We start from the raw sequence: 13,879 nt of genomic DNA, 5'->3' as shown, positions 1-13,879 counted from the left end.
TTGCACAAGGGCCTACGCGCCGGTAGCCGCCATGGGTTCGACGGCCCGCACTGCACCGGAAGGATCCGGGCCGACGGCCCCTGAAGCCAGGATGCCCGTGGTCCCGATGACGATGCCGGCCAGGATCACCAGCAGCACCAGGGCAAGCAGGATCGATCCGAGCACCGCGGCTCTCTTGCGTGGTTCCATGCTTGCCTCCCGGGGCCCGGAATCCGGTGTGCCTGCTACTGCGGGTCGGCCAGTGCCAGGAACCGGGCGGCAACCTCGGCGCCGCCGTCGACCTCGCGGGTCACCAGCATGACGGTGTCGTCCCCGGCAATGCACCCCAGGATCTGCGGCATGGTGGAGTGGTCGATGGACAGGGCCAGGAAGTTTGCGGCCCCCGGCGGGGTGCGCAGCACCACGATGTTCCCCGAGGCCTCGGCGGTGATCAGCAGTTCGGCGCATTGCTTGGCGAGCTTGGCGTCATGGATTTCCTGGCTGACCCCTGCCTGCGGGCTGCGGTCCCCGCCCTCCTGGCGCACCGCATAGACCAGCCCGCCGTCGACCCCGCGCACCCGCACCGCACCAAGTTCCACCAGGTCCCTGGACAGCGTGGCCTGGGTGACGGCCATTCCGTCCTCGGCCAACAGGGCCACCAGTTCGGCCTGCGAACGGACGGTTTGGGTGGACAGGATCGAGCTCACCCGCGCCTGGCGGGCGATCTTCGTTGTTGGCTGGAACGATGCGGGGGTGCTCATCGGCCGGTTTCCACTCCGGCAACCTCTGCCAGGCCCGACTTGGCCAGCAGCCAGGCCATGATGGCCTTCTGTGCGTGTACGCGGTTCTCGGCCTCGTCAAAGACGACCGACTGCGGGCCGTCAATGACGTCCGCGGAGATCTCGTAGCCGCGGTAGGCAGGCAGGCAGTGCAGCACCACGGCGTCCTTGTCCGCGTGGGCCATGGCCGCCGAATCCACGGCATAGTCGCGGAACAGCTCCATGCGCTGGGCCTTCTCGTCTTCCTGGCCCATGGAGACCCAGGTGTCGGTGGCCACCACGTCGGCGCCGGCCAGGGCAGCGGCGGCGTCGGTGGTCACCAGCACCGAGCCGCCGGTTTCGGCGGCGCGGGCCTCGGCCGCGGCAACGATCTCCGCGGCCGGCAGGTAACCCTCGGGACCGGCAATGCGCACGTGCATGCCGGCGGTGACCCCGGCCAGCAGGTAGGAGTTGGCCATGTTGTTGGCCGAGTCCCCCAGGTAGGCCATGGACAGCCCGGCCAGCGTGCCCTTGTGCTCGCGCACTGTGAGCAGGTCGGCCAAAAGCTGGCAGGGGTGGTAGTCGTCGGAGAGTGCGTTGATGACCGGGACCGAAGAGTTCTCGGCCATTTCCTCCAGGCCGGCCTGGGCGTAGGTGCGCCACACGATGGTGGAGACCATGCGCTCGAGGACCTTGGCCGAATCGGAGATCGATTCCTTGTGGCCCAGCTGGGACTCGGCGGAGTTGATGATCAGCGGGGAGCCGCCGAGCTCGGCGATGCCGGCGGCGAAGGAGACTCGGGTGCGGGTGGAGGTCTTGTCGAAGAAGACCGCCACCGTCTGCGGGCCGGCGTAGGGCTTGTATCCGTATTTGTCTTTTTTCATGGCCACGGCAAGGTCAAGGACCTCGCCCTGTTCGGCCTGGGTCAGATCCAGGTCGGTCAGGAAATGGCGAACGGTGTTGGTCATGGTCGCGGGTCCTATTCCTTGGTGGCGGCAACGGCGGCGGCGTAAAGCGCCGGCAGTGCCGCAACGAACGTGTCGAGTTGCTCGGTGGTGATGATCAGCGGGGGTGCCAGGCGCAGCGTGTGGGGGCCCGGGGCGTTGACGATGAACCCGGCATCCAGTGCCGCGGACACCACGGCCGGTGCGACCGCCGCGTCCAGGTCCAGCCCGATGAGCAGGCCCCGGCCGCGGACGGCGGTGACGAAGTCGAGGGCCGCAAACTTGGTCCGCAGCTGCTCCCCCACGGACGTCACCTGGGCCAGCAGGCCCTGGGTTTCGATGACGTGCAGGGTCGCCAGGGCCGCGGCGGTGGCCACGGGGTTTCCGCCGAAGGTGGTGCCGTGCTGTCCGGGGGTCAGCAGGCCGGTGGCCTGCGTGCCGAAGACGATCATGGCACCGATGGGGAATCCGCCGCCCAGGCCCTTGGCCAGGGTCATCGCATCGGGGGTGACCCCGGCGGAGGCGAACCATTCACCGGTGCGGCCGATGCCGGTCTGGACCTCGTCGAAGACCAGCAGCGCGCCGGCCTCCGCGGTGATCGTCCGTGCCGCTTGCAGGTAGCCGGGGGCGAATTCGATGACACCGGCTTCGCCCTGGATGGGCTCGATGAACACCGCGGCGGTGTTCTCGTCCACCGCGGCGCGCAGCGCCTCGATGTCGCCGGCCGGGATCCATTCCACGCCGCCGGGCAGCGGTTCGAACGGTTCGCGGTAGGCCTGCTTCCAGGTCAGTGCGAGCGCGCCCATGGTCCGGCCGTGGAAGGCCTGTTCCAGGGCAATGATCTTGGTCCGAGGAGCCTGCGGGGTGCCGGCGTTGCGGCGGGCCAGCTTGAAGGCGGCCTCGTTGGCCTCGGTGCCGGAGTTGGTGAAGAAGACCTTGGAACCTTCCGGTGCCTGGCTGATTTCCAGCAGTTTTTCGGCCAGGGCGATCTGGGTGGGGCTGGTGAAGAAATTGGAGATGTGTCCCAGCGTGGCCAGCTGGGAGGAAATCACCGAGGTGACCAGCGGGTGTGCGTGGCCCAGGGCGTTCACCGCGATCCCGGAGAGCAGGTCAAGGTATTCCTTGCCGTCCGCGTCCCACACGTGGCAGCCGGCCCCGCGGACCAGCACACGTTGCGGGGTGCCGAAGACACCGAGCAGCGAGTGGTTGTAGCGGGCCAGCAATTCGCTGCCGGCCAGGGCGTTCAGGGCGCCGGTTTCCTGTTCAATGATCTCGTTCATGCCTTGTCCTTGGGAATGACTTGGGTTCCGACGCCGGCGGAGGTGAAGACCTCCAGCAGCATGGAGTGCGGTTGGCGGCCATCGACGATGTGGGCCTGGCCCACGCCCTCGTCCACGGCCTTGAGGCAGGCTGCCATCTTGGGGATCATGCCCGATTCCAGCGAGGGCATCAGGTCGCGCAGCGCCTCGGTGTCCAGCGAGGAGATCAGCGACGACCTGTCCGGCCAGGCGGCGTAGAGCCCCTCGACGTCGGTGAGGATCACCAGCTTGGAGGCGCCCAGCGCGCTGGCCAGCGCCGCGGCGGCGGTGTCGGCGTTGACGTTGAGCACCTGCCCGGTGGGGTTGTCCTTTTCGTCGACCTCCGGGGCCACGGTGGAGACGACCGGGATCTTGCCGGCGGCCAGCAGGTCCAGGATCTGGTCGGGTTTGACGCCCGTGACCTCGCCGACGAGCCCGAGGTCCACGTGCTGCCCGGCGATGTAGGTCCCGGTGCGCACGGCGCGCAACAGGGCACCGTCCTCGCCGGAGAGTCCCACCGCGTAGGGGCCGTGCGAGTTGATCAATCCGATCAGTTCGCGCTGCACCTGCCCGGTGAGCACCATGCGGACCACGTCCATGGCTTCGGGGGTGGTGACGCGCAGCCCGCCCTTGAATTCGGAGGTGATGCCCAGGCGGCTGAGCATGGAATTGATCTGCGGGCCTCCCCCGTGCACGACCACGGGGTTGATGCCCACGTGGCGCAGGAAGACGATGTCCTCGGCGAAGGCGCGGCGCAATTCCTCGTTGACCATGGCGTTGCCGCCGTACTTGATCACCATGGTGGTGCCGGCGAAACGCTGGATCCAGGGAAGCGCCTCGATCAGGGCCTCGGCCTTGCGCTGTGCCACATCCATGGACGTGGGTGTTTTCTCGGACATGCTCTGGGGTGATCCTCACTGGGACGTTTGGGTCGAATGGTGGTGCCCCTTGGCGGGCAACGGGTTCTTTCCCCGTTACCCGCCAAGGGGCGAAATGCGCCGTCTAGCTGCTGTAGGCGGAGTTCTCGTGGACGTAGTCGTGGGTCAGGTCGTTGGTCCACAGGCTGGCCTCGGCCGCGCCGGCGTTCAGGTCGATTTCCACCAGCACCTGGCGGCCGGTGAGGTCCACCAGGTTCCTGTCGTCGCCCACCCCGCCGTTGCGGCAGACCTGCACGCCATTGATGGACACGTTCAGTTCGTCGGCTTCGAAGGCCGCCTGGGTGGTTCCCACCGCGGAGAGCACCCGTCCCCAGTTGGGGTCCTGGCCGAAGATCGCGGTCTTGAAGAGGTTGGAGCGGGCCACGGTGCGCGAGACCTCAACGGCTTCGTCCTCGGTGGCCGCGTTGAAGGTGCGGATGGTGATCTCGTGGGCCGCGCCCTCGGCGTCGGAGATCAGCGCCTTGGCCAGCTCCACGCAGGTTGCGGCAAGCCCGGCGGAGAACTCCGCAAGGTCCGGGACGGTGCCCGAGGCACCGGAAGACATCAAGATGACGGTGTCGTTGGTGGACATGCAGCCATCCGAGTCGGCCCGGTCGAAGCTCACGCGGGTGGCCTGGCGCAGTGCGGCATCCAGCTGGGCCGCCTCCAGCACGGCGTCGGTGGTGATGACCACGAGCATGGTGGCCAGTCCGGGGGCGAGCATGCCCGCGCCCTTGGCCATGGCGCCGATCGAGTAGCCGGTGCCGGCGAACCCGGCCTGCTTGGACACGGTGTCGGTGGTCATGATGGCGGTGGCGGCCGCCGCTCCCCCGTCGAACTCGTTGCCGGTGCCCAGGGCGGCGGCCGCGGCGTCGACGCCGGGGATGATCTTGTCCATCGGCAGCTGCTCGCCGATCAGCCCGGTGGAGCACACCAAAACGTCCCCGCTGGAAACGCCCAGCACCGCGGCGACGTGCTCGGCGGTGGCGTGGGTGTTGGCGAAGCCCTCGGGGCCGGTGCAGGCGTTGGCGCCGCCGGAGTTCAGCACCACGGCGTCCGCGCGTCCATCGGTGATGACCTGGCGTGACCAGTGCACCGGGGCGGCGGCCACGCGGTTGGAGGTGAACACTGCCGCGGCGTCGAAGCGCGGGCCGTTGTTGCGCACCAGGGCCAGGTCCGGGTTTCCGGAGGCCTTGAGTCCGGCGGTGATGCCCGAGGCGTCGAAGCCTACCGGGGTGGTGATTCCCATGGGTGCGGTGCTCACGGTGCTACTCCTTCAAGTGCCAGGCCGGCGGTTTCGTTCAGGCCCAGGGCGATGTTCATGGATTGGACGGCGCCGCCGGCGGTGCCCTTGGTCAGGTTGTCGATGACGGCCGAGACGATGACACGGCCCGCGTGCGGGTCGAACGCCAGCTGGATCTGGGCGTGGTTCGAGCCCATGACCGAGGAGGTCGCGGGCCATTGGCCCTCGGGCAGCACGTGCACGAAAGGCTCGTCGGCGTAGGCCGCGGTCCAGGCGGCGCGCAGCGTTGCCTCGTCCACGCCGGGCTTGACCTTGGCGGTGGCGGTGGTGAGGATGCCGCGGGGCATCGGGGCGAGTGTCGGGGTGAAGGAGACCGTCACCGGGACCCCTGCCGCGTTGGACAGGCCCTGTTCCATTTCCGGGGTGTGGCGGTGGGACCCGCCCACGCCATAGGGGTTCATCGATCCCATGACCTCGGAGCCGATGAGGTTGACCTTGGCGCTCTTGCCGGCACCGGAGGTTCCGGAGGCGGAGACCACCACGACGTCGTCGGGCTCGAGCAGGTTCGCGGCGAAGCCTGGCACCAGGGCCAGCTGGACCGAGGTCGGGTAGCAGCCGGGCACCGCGATGCGCTTGGCACCGACAAGCAGCTCCCGGGCGCCGGGCAGCTCGGGCAGTCCGTAGGGCCAGGTTCCGGCGTGTGCCGAACCGTAGAACTTTTCCCAGGCCTCGGGCGATTCGAGGCGGTGGTCCGCGCCGGCATCGATGACCAGGGTCTCGGCCGGGAGCCGGGAGGCGATTTCGGCGCTGTGACCGTGCGGCAGGGCCAGGAATACGACGTCGTGTCCGCTCAGCTGCTCGACGGTGGTTTCCACCAGGATGCGGTCCGCCAGGGAATGCAGGTGCGGGGCGAGTTCGCCCAGTCGCTGTCCGGCGTTCGAGTGGGCGGTGATGGCCCCGATGGTCACGTCCGGGTGATTGGACAGCAAGCGCAAGACCTCGCCGCCGGCATACCCACTGGCTCCGGATACAGCTACTGAAATCGTCATGAACCAACCCTACTACGCATTTATGCACGATTACTAATAAATATTCACACTGGGGTGTCTCATCACGCAACATCCCCTCCACCGTGCCCGGAGGAATCGAAGCCAAACGCTATGGTTGTCACAAATCCAAGAGCAAACCAAGGAGTTGCGCACGTGAGTCCCCATGCAATTATTGCCCGCGAGGCCGGCGGGCCCGAAGTTTTCGACTATGTTTCCTCGGAAACCCCCTCTCCGCGTGCCGGGCAGGTGCTGGTGAAGGTCGCCGCCGTCGGGGTCAACTTCATCGAAACCTACCAGCGCTCGGGCGTCTACAAGGTCAGCTACCCCTTCACCCCGGGCAGCGAATACGCTGGCACCGTCGAGGCCATCGGGGACGGGGTCACCGGCTTTGCCGTTGGCGACCGGGTGGCCACCACGGAGGGTTCCAAGGCGTACGCAAACTACACGCTGCTGGACGCCGAGAAGGCATTGCCGGTTCCCGCGAGCGTCGCGCTGGATGTCGCCGGCGCACTGCCGCTGCAGGGCATCACCGCCCACTACCTCGTCAATTCCAGCTACAACGTGCAGCCCGGCGACACCGTGCTGACCTACGCCGGGGCCGGCGGGGTGGGCCTGCTGCTGATCCAGCTGCTCAAGCTGCGCGGGGCCACTGTCATCACCACCACCTCGACCCCGGAAAAGGCGGAACTGGCGCGCGGCGCCGGCGCCGACCACGTCCTGGGCTATGACGAGGTCCCGGCGCGCGTCCGCGAAATCACCGGTGGCCGCGGCGTGGATGTCGTGTATGACGGCATCGGCAAGGACACCTTCGACGGCTCCCTCGAATCCCTGAAGGTCCGCGGCACCCTGGTGCTCTTCGGCGGCGCCTCGGGCCAGGTCCCGCCCTTCGACCTGCAACGCCTGAATGCGCACGGTTCGCTCACCGTGACCCGGCCCAAGATCGCCGACTTCCTGCTGGATGCCGAGGAGCGCCGCTGGCGCTCGAGCGAGATCTTTGGCCTGGTGGCGGACGGCAAGCTCGATGTCAGGATCGGTGCCCGCTTCCCGCTGGCCGAGGCCGGGGCCGCGCACGCGGCCCTAGAATCCCGCGCGACCACAGGCAAGGTCATCTTGCTTCCGTAGCCGCGACCAGGTCCTTGGCGCACGTCGCGGGCTGCCCCTCCGGAGCCTTGCTTCCGAGGGGCGGCCCGCGCCGCGCCCGGCCGAGATGCCAGACTCCCGGTGGGGCAGGCACGATCGAGGACGCCGGGTCAGCCGCGTCGCACACGCCGTCTTCACTGCCGCCGCGTGCCTCCGGGCACTCCAGCCCGAGCGGGGTCCTGGCCAAGCCCGCTCAACGAGCAGGGGTGGGCCGGAGTCGATGGCGGCTAACGCAATGCGCGAAGATACCTCCGGCGAACAATTCGCTGCACGATCAGGAGCAAGGGGAACAGCGCCCGCCAGGGCTGCTGCGGTGCAGCACGCGTGAGGGATCGCACGGTGAGGCGCACTTCGTCGCCGTGCCTGCGGAGCACGAAGGCTTCCTCGCCACTGACCGGGTGCCCGGGGAGGGTGCGGTAGGAAAATCCGACCCGGTCCGGCTCATCCACGACGGCCACCACTTCCACCGGCTCGATGATGCGGACCCCGAAAAGGCGCGCCGTGACCTCCACCCGGTCGCCCGGCCCGACGGGAGCGTCCGAGCTCACCGCGAAGCCGCTTGCGGTCTTGACTCCCCAGCGCAGCACCTCCGCGCTGGCGCGTTCCCAGACCGCATCCCCGGTTCCAATGACCGACCGAGCCTCCAAGCGGCGATACTTTCCGTCGCCGGGCGGCCAATGGTCAAGGTCCGGATTCGTCATGTTCCATGCTCCTCGTGGTGTCTGCAGGCCATCCAGCTAATGCCCTAGGGACATCCTTGCCTACATTCCACCGCCGGGCGGATTCTTGGCCGCCCGCAGGCCGGCTCCCCGCGGCCACGCGATGCCGGCCACGCCGGCACCACTCACCTGCCGCACACCCGCGGGCCACGGTCGTGGGGAGCCCGGAACTTGCATTCAAGAGATAAGAATGAATTGACTTCTTTGCGTTAACCTCTTGACTGCAAAGCATGTGTGACGCAGGCTTCAATGCATGACCGACGCACCACGTGCCAAACCCGGAAGAGAAAACCCGGGTTCCCAATCAGCCCTGCGCAAGCTCAACGAGCAGCGCATCCTGGACACCCTGGCCTCGCACGGAACACTGACCCAGGCAGGCTTGGCGCGCGTCACCGGGCTGTCCACGGCAACGGTCTCCAATATCGTCAAGACCCTGGCCGCGGAGAACCGCGTGGAAACCACCTCGGTCACCAGCTCCGGCCGGCGGGCGCTTGGCGTGAGCCTCCTGGACGTGTCCGATGTGGCCGCCGGCATCGACTTCGGGCGCAGCCACGTACGCGTTGTCCTGGCCCGCCCGGGATTCCGCCTGCTTGACGAGGCCTCCGCCGCGCTGCCCATCGGGCACCGGGTCGAGGACAGCATCGCCATCGCCGCCCGGATGCTCACCGAGGCCTGCGAGCGCACCGGCACCAACCCCCGGCAGCTGCTGGGCGCCGGGATCGGGGTCCCCGGGCCCATAGACCACCGGACCAACAGGGTCATCCACGGGGCGATCCTGCCCGACTGGGTGGGCATCGACATTGCCGAACAGCTGCGCAGCGCACTGGGGATCCCCGTCATCATTGACAACGACTCGAACCTCGGGGCGCTGGCCCAGGTCACCTGGGGCGAGCACCAGACCTGCGCCAACCTGTGCTTCCTGAAGATCGGCAGCGGGATCGGCTCTGGCCTGATCCTGAACGGGTCGCTGTACTACGGGCACCTGGGGATCACCGGAGAGATCGGGCATTCGACGATTTTCAACCAGGGACTGATCTGCCGCTGCGGCAACCGGGGCTGCCTGGAAACCGTGGCTTCGACCTTCACCATGACCCAGATGCTTGGCCACGCCGAGGGCCGGAGCATCACCGTGGAGGAGATCATTGATCGCGCCCTGGGCGGCGACTCGGCAACGCTGCGCGTCATCGACGACGCCGGCGTTGCCGTCGGGCATGCGCTGGCGAACGTTGCCAACCTGATCAACCCCGAGGCCATGGTCATCGGCGGACCGCTGGCGCCGCTGGGCGAGCTGCTCCTGGATCCGATCCGACGCGGCCTGAACCGCCACGCAATTCCGGTGGTCGGCGAAAACACGTCCCTGCACATGTCCATGCTCGGCGACCGCGCCGAGGCACTCGGCGCGGTCGCGCTGGTGCTTCGCCAGGACGCTGCCGGGCATTCCCCGGACCGGCGGAAGGCAACAAGTCGATGAAGATTGCGTTCAGTAGTTGACGGCAAGGTGTGACGCGGGTAACCATTAGGTGGCACTGAGACACTTTTAGACAATTTCTCACATTTTCAAACAACTCTTGGAGGCAGACATGCGCCGTAGTCTTACATTGATTGCAGCGGCCGCGACATTGGGACTCACCCTCGCCGGGTGTGGCGGCTCCGGACAGGCCCCCGCCGAATCGGCGGCACCGGCCAGCGAGGCCACTGGCGAGGTAGGCGTGTTCACGTGGTGGGCAGACGGCTCGGAGAAGGCCGGCCTTGACGCCCTGGTTGACGTCTTCAAGACCGACTACCCCAACCTGACCTTCGACAACCTGGCGGTTGCCGGCGGCGCCGGCTCCCAGGCCAAGAGCGTGCTTGCTGCGCAGCTCAAGGCAGGAACCCCGCCGGACTCGTTCCAGGCACACGCCGGTGCCGAACTGCAGGACTACATCGACGCCGACCAGCTCGAGGACCTCACCGGCTTCTACACCGAGAACAAGCTCACCGACCAGTTCCCCAAGGACCTGATCGACCGGCTCACCGTTGACGGCAAGATCTACTCGGTCCCCTCCAACATCCACCGCTCCAACGTGGTGTGGGCCAACGTCAAGGTGCTGGAGAAGGCAGGGGTCGACCCGGCCAAGCCGGCAGACAGCCTCGAGGCCTGGTTCGCCGACATGGACAAGATCAAGGCCAGCGGCAAGACCCCGCTGGCGGTCGCCGGCACCTGGACCCAGACCCAGCTGTTCGAAAACGTGCTGCTCTCCTCCCTGGGCGTCGACGGCTACAACGGGCTTTGGAACGGGCAGACCGACTGGAAGGGCGCAGAGGTCACCAAGGCCATCGAGGCCTACAAGAAGACGCTGAGCTACACCAACTCCGACCGCGACTCCCTCAGCGACTGGGCCCCGGCCACGCAGCTGGTCGAGGACGGGGCGGCCGCCTACAACCTCATGGGCGACTGGGCCGAGGCCAAGTTCGCACAGGACGGCAAGAAGGCCGGCACCGACTACTCCTACTTCCCGATGCCGGGAACCGCAGGGGTCTTCAACTTCCTCGCCGACTCCTTCACCCTGCCGGTGGGCGCCCCCAACCCGGCCGGGGCCAAGGCCTGGCTGAGCACCATCGGCTCCGCCGAGGGCCAGACGGCATTCAACAAGGTCAAGGGATCGATCCCGGCGAACACCACCGCCAAGACCGATGACTTCTCCGAGTACCAGAAGAGCGCCATCAAGGACTTCTCCCAGGACAAGATCGTTTCCTCCCTTGCCCACGGCGCAGCGGTTCCGGTGGCCTGGCTCAACGAGCTGAGCACCGCGGTCAGCAAGTTCGGCGGCGACGGCAACGTCTCGGCCCTCCAGGACGCGGCGGCAGCCACTGCCGACAAGTTCGCCAAGTAACAACACCACCATGGACGTGGGGGCGGTCGCAGCCGATCCGGCAGCAACCGCCCCCGCCTTCATGCGGCGCCCATTTCCCCAGGGAGGAACCCATGCTTAGGCGCGTAAAACATTGGGGACCGGGACTCTTGCTCCTGGCTCCCACCATCATCCTGGTTGGCGTGTTCGTCTACTGGCTGATCATTGAAAACTTCCGGGTCAGCCTGACCAACCAGCACACGGCCAGGCCCAGCAACAAGTACGTCGGCTTCGATAACTACACCAACCTGCTGGCCGATCCGAACTTCCAGCACTCGCTGTGGAACCTGTTGATCCTCACCATCGTCTTTTTGGGCGGCACCCTGATCTTCGGCTTCCTCTGGGCCTGGATGCTGGACAAGCCCGCCAAGGGCGAGGGCTTCTTCCGCGCCGTCTACCTCTTCCCGATGTCGGTCTCCTTCATCGCCTCCGGCGTGGTCTGGCGCTGGCTGCTTTCCTCCCTGCAGACCGACCAGCCCGGCGGCGAACGCACCACCGGCCTGAACCGGCTGCTTGATTCGGTGGGCCTGGGCTTCATGCAGAACGACTGGTGGTCCAACCCGACCTGGGGCATCGCCGCCATCGCCGTCCCGGCCATCTGGCAGCTCTCCGGCTATGTCATGGCCCTGTTCCTGGCAGGCTTCCGCGGCATCCCCGAGGAACTGCGCGAGGCCGCCCGCATCGACGGCTGCAGCGAATGGAAGCTCTACCGCCACGTGATCTTCCCGCAGCTGAACCCCGTGATGCTCTCGGCGGTGATCATCATCGGCCACATGTCGCTGAAGCTCTTCGACCTCATCCGCGCGATCGTCCCCGATGCCAACACCTACGACGTCCAGGTCCCGGCGACCATGATGTGGGTCAAATACATCGGCAGCGACTACGCCGACGCCGCAGCGATCGGCATGATCCTGCTGGTGCTCGTCGCCCTCGTGGTGGTCCCCTACCTCATGTACACCTCGCGAGCGGAGAAGCGCTAATGGCCACCTCGATCCTTGACCGCACCGCGGCCCCGGCCGCCAACACGGCCGTGGGCGCCCCGAACCCGGGCCGCCGCCGGATCAACCGCACCCTGAAGTACGCATTGCTGATGCTCTTCGTGGTGATCGTGCTGATCCCCGCCTACGTCCTGCTGATCACCAGCTTCAAGGGCAGCGCGGACGCCGACCCCTCGCGGGCCTGGTTCCTGCCCACCACCTGGGAAACCGGTGGCTGGTCCAAGGCCTGGACCACGCTGGCCCCGGCGCTGGGACGCACCTTCGCCCTGGTGGTCCCGGCCGCCGTCATTTCCGCCACCCTGGGCTCGATCAACGGCTACGTGCTGTCCAAGTGGCGCTTCCCCGGCGCCAACGTGGTGTTCACGCTGATCCTCTTTGGCATGTTCATCCCCTACCAGGCGGTCATGATCCCGCTGACCCAGCTGATGAGCAACCTCGGGGTGCCCCAGGGCGTTCCGTCGCTGATGCTGCTGCACATCGTCTACGGGCTGCCGATCTGCACGCTGATCTTCCGCAACTACTACGAGTCGGTGCCCTCCGAACTCATCGAGGCCGCCCGCATGGACGGCGCCGGGATCCTGCGCACCTACGCCTCGGTGATCTTCCCGGTCTCCGCGCCCGGCTTCGTGGTCGTGCTGATCTGGCAGTTCACCTCCGCCTGGAACGACTACCTGTTCGCCGCGTTCTTCTCCTCCGGACGCAACGGGCCGGTGACCATCGCGCTGAGCTTCCTGGCCGGCGGCCAGCTCACCGACTACGGGGCCTCCATGGCCGGCGCGCTGATCGCCTCGGTGCCCACGCTTCTGGTCTACATCCTGCTGGGCAAGTACTTTGTCGGCGGGCTGATGAGCGGTTCGGTCAAGGGCTGAGGCCCTCCGCAAGCCGATAACATGCGTGGGTGCGTTTGCCGTTGCGGCGGGCGCACCCACGTTCTTTGTGCCCGGCGCAATGCTCAGGGCGCCCAGACGATGCTTCCCACCAGGGTGCCGGGAAGCGCGCGCCCCAGGGAGTCGGGGGTTCCCGGCAACGGCTCGAGCACGCGCGTGCCGGCGGCGCGCAGCAGCGGGTGCCGGTGCTCCCCGGCAACCACCGGGATCCCGCACTCCCCCGCCAGGCCCTCCCCGGAGGCCTTGGCCACCGCTTCCTTCAGCGCCCACCACCGGGCCCGCAAGCGCTGCCGTTCCGGTCCCGGCAGCGCCCGAAGCCGGGCGCGCTCGCCCGGTGCGTAGGCGTAGTCCTCGAGCAGGTTCCCGTCGCCCGGGCCGAACGCGGCATCGGCCGAATCGGCCAGGTCCACGCCCAGCCGCCCGCGCCCGGGGGCCAGGCCCAGCAGCAGCCAACCCGCGGTGCGGGCGTAGGACAGCGCATAGCCGTCCCCGCGATCAGGCAGGCGCAGCCGCGGGGTCCCGTGCGCGGTGGAGGCGCATTGCGGACACCACTGGGCGATCTCGAGCTCGCCGGGCAGGACCTCGCGGCCCTGCACCCCGGCGAGGCCCAGCAGTTCGGCCGCCAGCACCCGGGCCAGGATCCGCCCGGCCACGAAGTCCTCGCGCGGGCGCCCGGCTGCGTAGCCGCGGGCGCGGTCGAGCTCGGCCGCCAGCAGCCGGACCCCGGGGTGCGCCGCGGCGGCGGACAACGGGGCAACGGCCCACCACGGGGCAGCGTGGCCGGCGCCTTCTCCGGGTGCTGCTTGCAAGTCCATTCGGGTCCCCCTGATGTGCTGGCTTGGTGGCCGGTTTCGGCTGCCTCGAGTATGTCGCACCGGGCAGCGGATTCCGGAATCGTGTCCTGCACTCGCGGCGGTGTGGCCCGGCACATGATCCGCGGCACATTGCGCCGAAATCCCCATGCCGTCCACCTTGTGTATGCCTGGCGTTAACCTTGCCTGCATAGGTTTGCCGCGTACGTGCCGGCCGAGCGGCGGCGGGCGCCCCGGTGGCGCT

The 13,879-nt window shown here is 67.8% G+C and carries 14 protein-coding genes; 5 read left to right on the top strand and 9 right to left on the bottom strand.

All coding sequences use genetic code 11. From position 1 onward, the window contains the following. Positions 1 to 12 precede the first annotated feature (12 nt). From FPY90_RS00265 to argC, 7 genes are all read right to left on the bottom strand, one after another. Complete coding sequence (locus FPY90_RS00265; protein WP_175475509.1) at positions 13 to 189, bottom strand: hypothetical protein; 177 nt, start codon at positions 187 to 189, stop codon at positions 13 to 15. A gap of 35 nt (positions 190 to 224) precedes the next feature. Beyond that, the gene (locus tag FPY90_RS00260; RefSeq protein ID WP_071215779.1) at positions 225 to 740 is read right to left on the bottom strand and encodes an arginine repressor; all 516 of its coding nucleotides are present in this window, start codon (positions 738 to 740) and stop codon (positions 225 to 227) included. Then, entirely contained in the window at positions 737 to 1,705 is a 969-nt protein-coding gene (gene argF, locus FPY90_RS00255; protein ID WP_498683207.1) for an ornithine carbamoyltransferase, read from the bottom strand. The genes FPY90_RS00260 and argF overlap by 4 nt, the downstream gene beginning before the upstream one ends. An 11-nt stretch (positions 1,706 to 1,716) precedes the next feature. Then, the gene (locus FPY90_RS00250) at positions 1,717 to 2,961 is read right to left on the bottom strand and encodes an acetylornithine transaminase (protein WP_071215781.1); all 1,245 of its coding nucleotides are present in this window, start codon (positions 2,959 to 2,961) and stop codon (positions 1,717 to 1,719) included. Next, complete coding sequence (gene argB, locus FPY90_RS00245) at positions 2,958 to 3,878, bottom strand: acetylglutamate kinase (RefSeq protein ID WP_071215782.1); 921 nt, start codon at positions 3,876 to 3,878, stop codon at positions 2,958 to 2,960. Before argB ends, FPY90_RS00250 begins: the two co-directional genes overlap by 4 nt. A gap of 103 nt (positions 3,879 to 3,981) precedes the next feature. Further along, the gene (gene argJ / locus FPY90_RS00240) at positions 3,982 to 5,145 is read right to left on the bottom strand and encodes a bifunctional glutamate N-acetyltransferase/amino-acid acetyltransferase ArgJ (protein ID WP_071215891.1); all 1,164 of its coding nucleotides are present in this window, start codon (positions 5,143 to 5,145) and stop codon (positions 3,982 to 3,984) included. 11 nt (positions 5,146 to 5,156) lie between these two features. Beyond that, positions 5,157 to 6,188: an N-acetyl-gamma-glutamyl-phosphate reductase gene (gene argC, locus FPY90_RS00235; RefSeq protein ID WP_071215783.1), complete on the bottom strand. Its 1,032-nt coding sequence runs from the start codon at positions 6,186 to 6,188 to the stop codon at positions 5,157 to 5,159. Between the two features lie 153 nt (positions 6,189 to 6,341). Between argC and FPY90_RS00230 the strand changes: the two genes are divergently transcribed. Continuing rightward, positions 6,342 to 7,310 (top strand): quinone oxidoreductase family protein, encoded by a 969-nt coding sequence (locus tag FPY90_RS00230; RefSeq protein WP_498683205.1) that lies wholly within the window; start codon positions 6,342 to 6,344, stop codon positions 7,308 to 7,310. A gap of 245 nt (positions 7,311 to 7,555) precedes the next feature. Here the strand turns inward: FPY90_RS00230 and FPY90_RS00225 are convergent, their stop codons facing one another. Then, positions 7,556 to 8,029, bottom strand: a complete 474-nt coding sequence (locus tag FPY90_RS00225) for a DUF1990 domain-containing protein (protein WP_498683203.1) — start codon at positions 8,027 to 8,029, stop codon at positions 7,556 to 7,558. Positions 8,030 to 8,300: 271 nt separating this feature from the next. Between FPY90_RS00225 and FPY90_RS00220 the strand changes: the two genes are divergently transcribed. The 4 genes from FPY90_RS00220 to FPY90_RS00205 all read left to right on the top strand — a co-directional run bounded on the left by FPY90_RS00220 (position 8,301) and on the right by FPY90_RS00205 (position 12,805). After that, positions 8,301 to 9,518, top strand: a complete 1,218-nt coding sequence (locus FPY90_RS00220; protein ID WP_498683201.1) for an ROK family transcriptional regulator — start codon at positions 8,301 to 8,303, stop codon at positions 9,516 to 9,518. Between the two features lie 109 nt (positions 9,519 to 9,627). Then, positions 9,628 to 10,920: an ABC transporter substrate-binding protein gene (locus FPY90_RS00215; RefSeq protein ID WP_498683199.1), complete on the top strand. Its 1,293-nt coding sequence runs from the start codon at positions 9,628 to 9,630 to the stop codon at positions 10,918 to 10,920. A 92-nt stretch (positions 10,921 to 11,012) separates the two neighbouring features. Continuing rightward, positions 11,013 to 11,918 (top strand): carbohydrate ABC transporter permease, encoded by a 906-nt coding sequence (locus FPY90_RS00210; protein ID WP_498683197.1) that lies wholly within the window; start codon positions 11,013 to 11,015, stop codon positions 11,916 to 11,918. Continuing rightward, positions 11,918 to 12,805 carry a carbohydrate ABC transporter permease gene (locus tag FPY90_RS00205; protein ID WP_498683195.1) on the top strand — a complete coding sequence of 296 codons (888 nt, stop codon included), beginning with the start codon at positions 11,918 to 11,920 and terminating at the stop codon, positions 12,803 to 12,805. The genes FPY90_RS00210 and FPY90_RS00205 overlap by 1 nt, the downstream gene beginning before the upstream one ends. A gap of 83 nt (positions 12,806 to 12,888) precedes the next feature. On the opposite strand, the gene FPY90_RS00200 is transcribed toward FPY90_RS00205, so the two are convergent. Continuing rightward, positions 12,889 to 13,638, bottom strand: a complete 750-nt coding sequence (locus FPY90_RS00200) for a 4'-phosphopantetheinyl transferase family protein (RefSeq protein WP_498683193.1) — start codon at positions 13,636 to 13,638, stop codon at positions 12,889 to 12,891. Positions 13,639 to 13,879: the final 241 nt, after the last annotated feature.

The sequence above is a fragment of the Arthrobacter sp. C2 genome, assembly GCA_024207135.1.
GTDB lineage: Bacteria > Actinomycetota > Actinomycetes > Actinomycetales > Micrococcaceae > Paeniglutamicibacter.
Note: the sequence above shows the minus strand (reverse complement) of the source record. Positions and strands in the feature narration are given on the sequence as shown.

Coding starts and splice junctions, on each gene's coding strand:
- FPY90_RS00265 (WP_175475509.1), bottom strand. CDS start 189: ATGGAACCACGCAAGAGAGCCGCGGTGCTCGGATCGATCCTGCTTGCC.
- FPY90_RS00260 (WP_071215779.1), bottom strand. CDS start 740: ATGAGCACCCCCGCATCGTTCCAGCCAACAACGAAGATCGCCCGCCAG.
- argF (WP_498683207.1), bottom strand. CDS start 1,705: ATGACCAACACCGTTCGCCATTTCCTGACCGACCTGGATCTGACCCAG.
- FPY90_RS00250 (WP_071215781.1), bottom strand. CDS start 2,961: ATGAACGAGATCATTGAACAGGAAACCGGCGCCCTGAACGCCCTGGCC.
- argB (WP_071215782.1), bottom strand. CDS start 3,878: ATGTCCGAGAAAACACCCACGTCCATGGATGTGGCACAGCGCAAGGCC.
- argJ (WP_071215891.1), bottom strand. CDS start 5,145: ATGGGAATCACCACCCCGGTAGGCTTCGACGCCTCGGGCATCACCGCC.
- argC (WP_071215783.1), bottom strand. CDS start 6,188: ATGACGATTTCAGTAGCTGTATCCGGAGCCAGTGGGTATGCCGGCGGC.
- FPY90_RS00225 (WP_498683203.1), bottom strand. CDS start 8,029: ATGACGAATCCGGACCTTGACCATTGGCCGCCCGGCGACGGAAAGTAT.
- FPY90_RS00220 (WP_498683201.1), top strand. CDS start 8,301: ATGACCGACGCACCACGTGCCAAACCCGGAAGAGAAAACCCGGGTTCC.
- FPY90_RS00215 (WP_498683199.1), top strand. CDS start 9,628: ATGCGCCGTAGTCTTACATTGATTGCAGCGGCCGCGACATTGGGACTC.
- FPY90_RS00210 (WP_498683197.1), top strand. CDS start 11,013: ATGCTTAGGCGCGTAAAACATTGGGGACCGGGACTCTTGCTCCTGGCT.
- FPY90_RS00205 (WP_498683195.1), top strand. CDS start 11,918: ATGGCCACCTCGATCCTTGACCGCACCGCGGCCCCGGCCGCCAACACG.
- FPY90_RS00200 (WP_498683193.1), bottom strand. CDS start 13,638: ATGGACTTGCAAGCAGCACCCGGAGAAGGCGCCGGCCACGCTGCCCCG.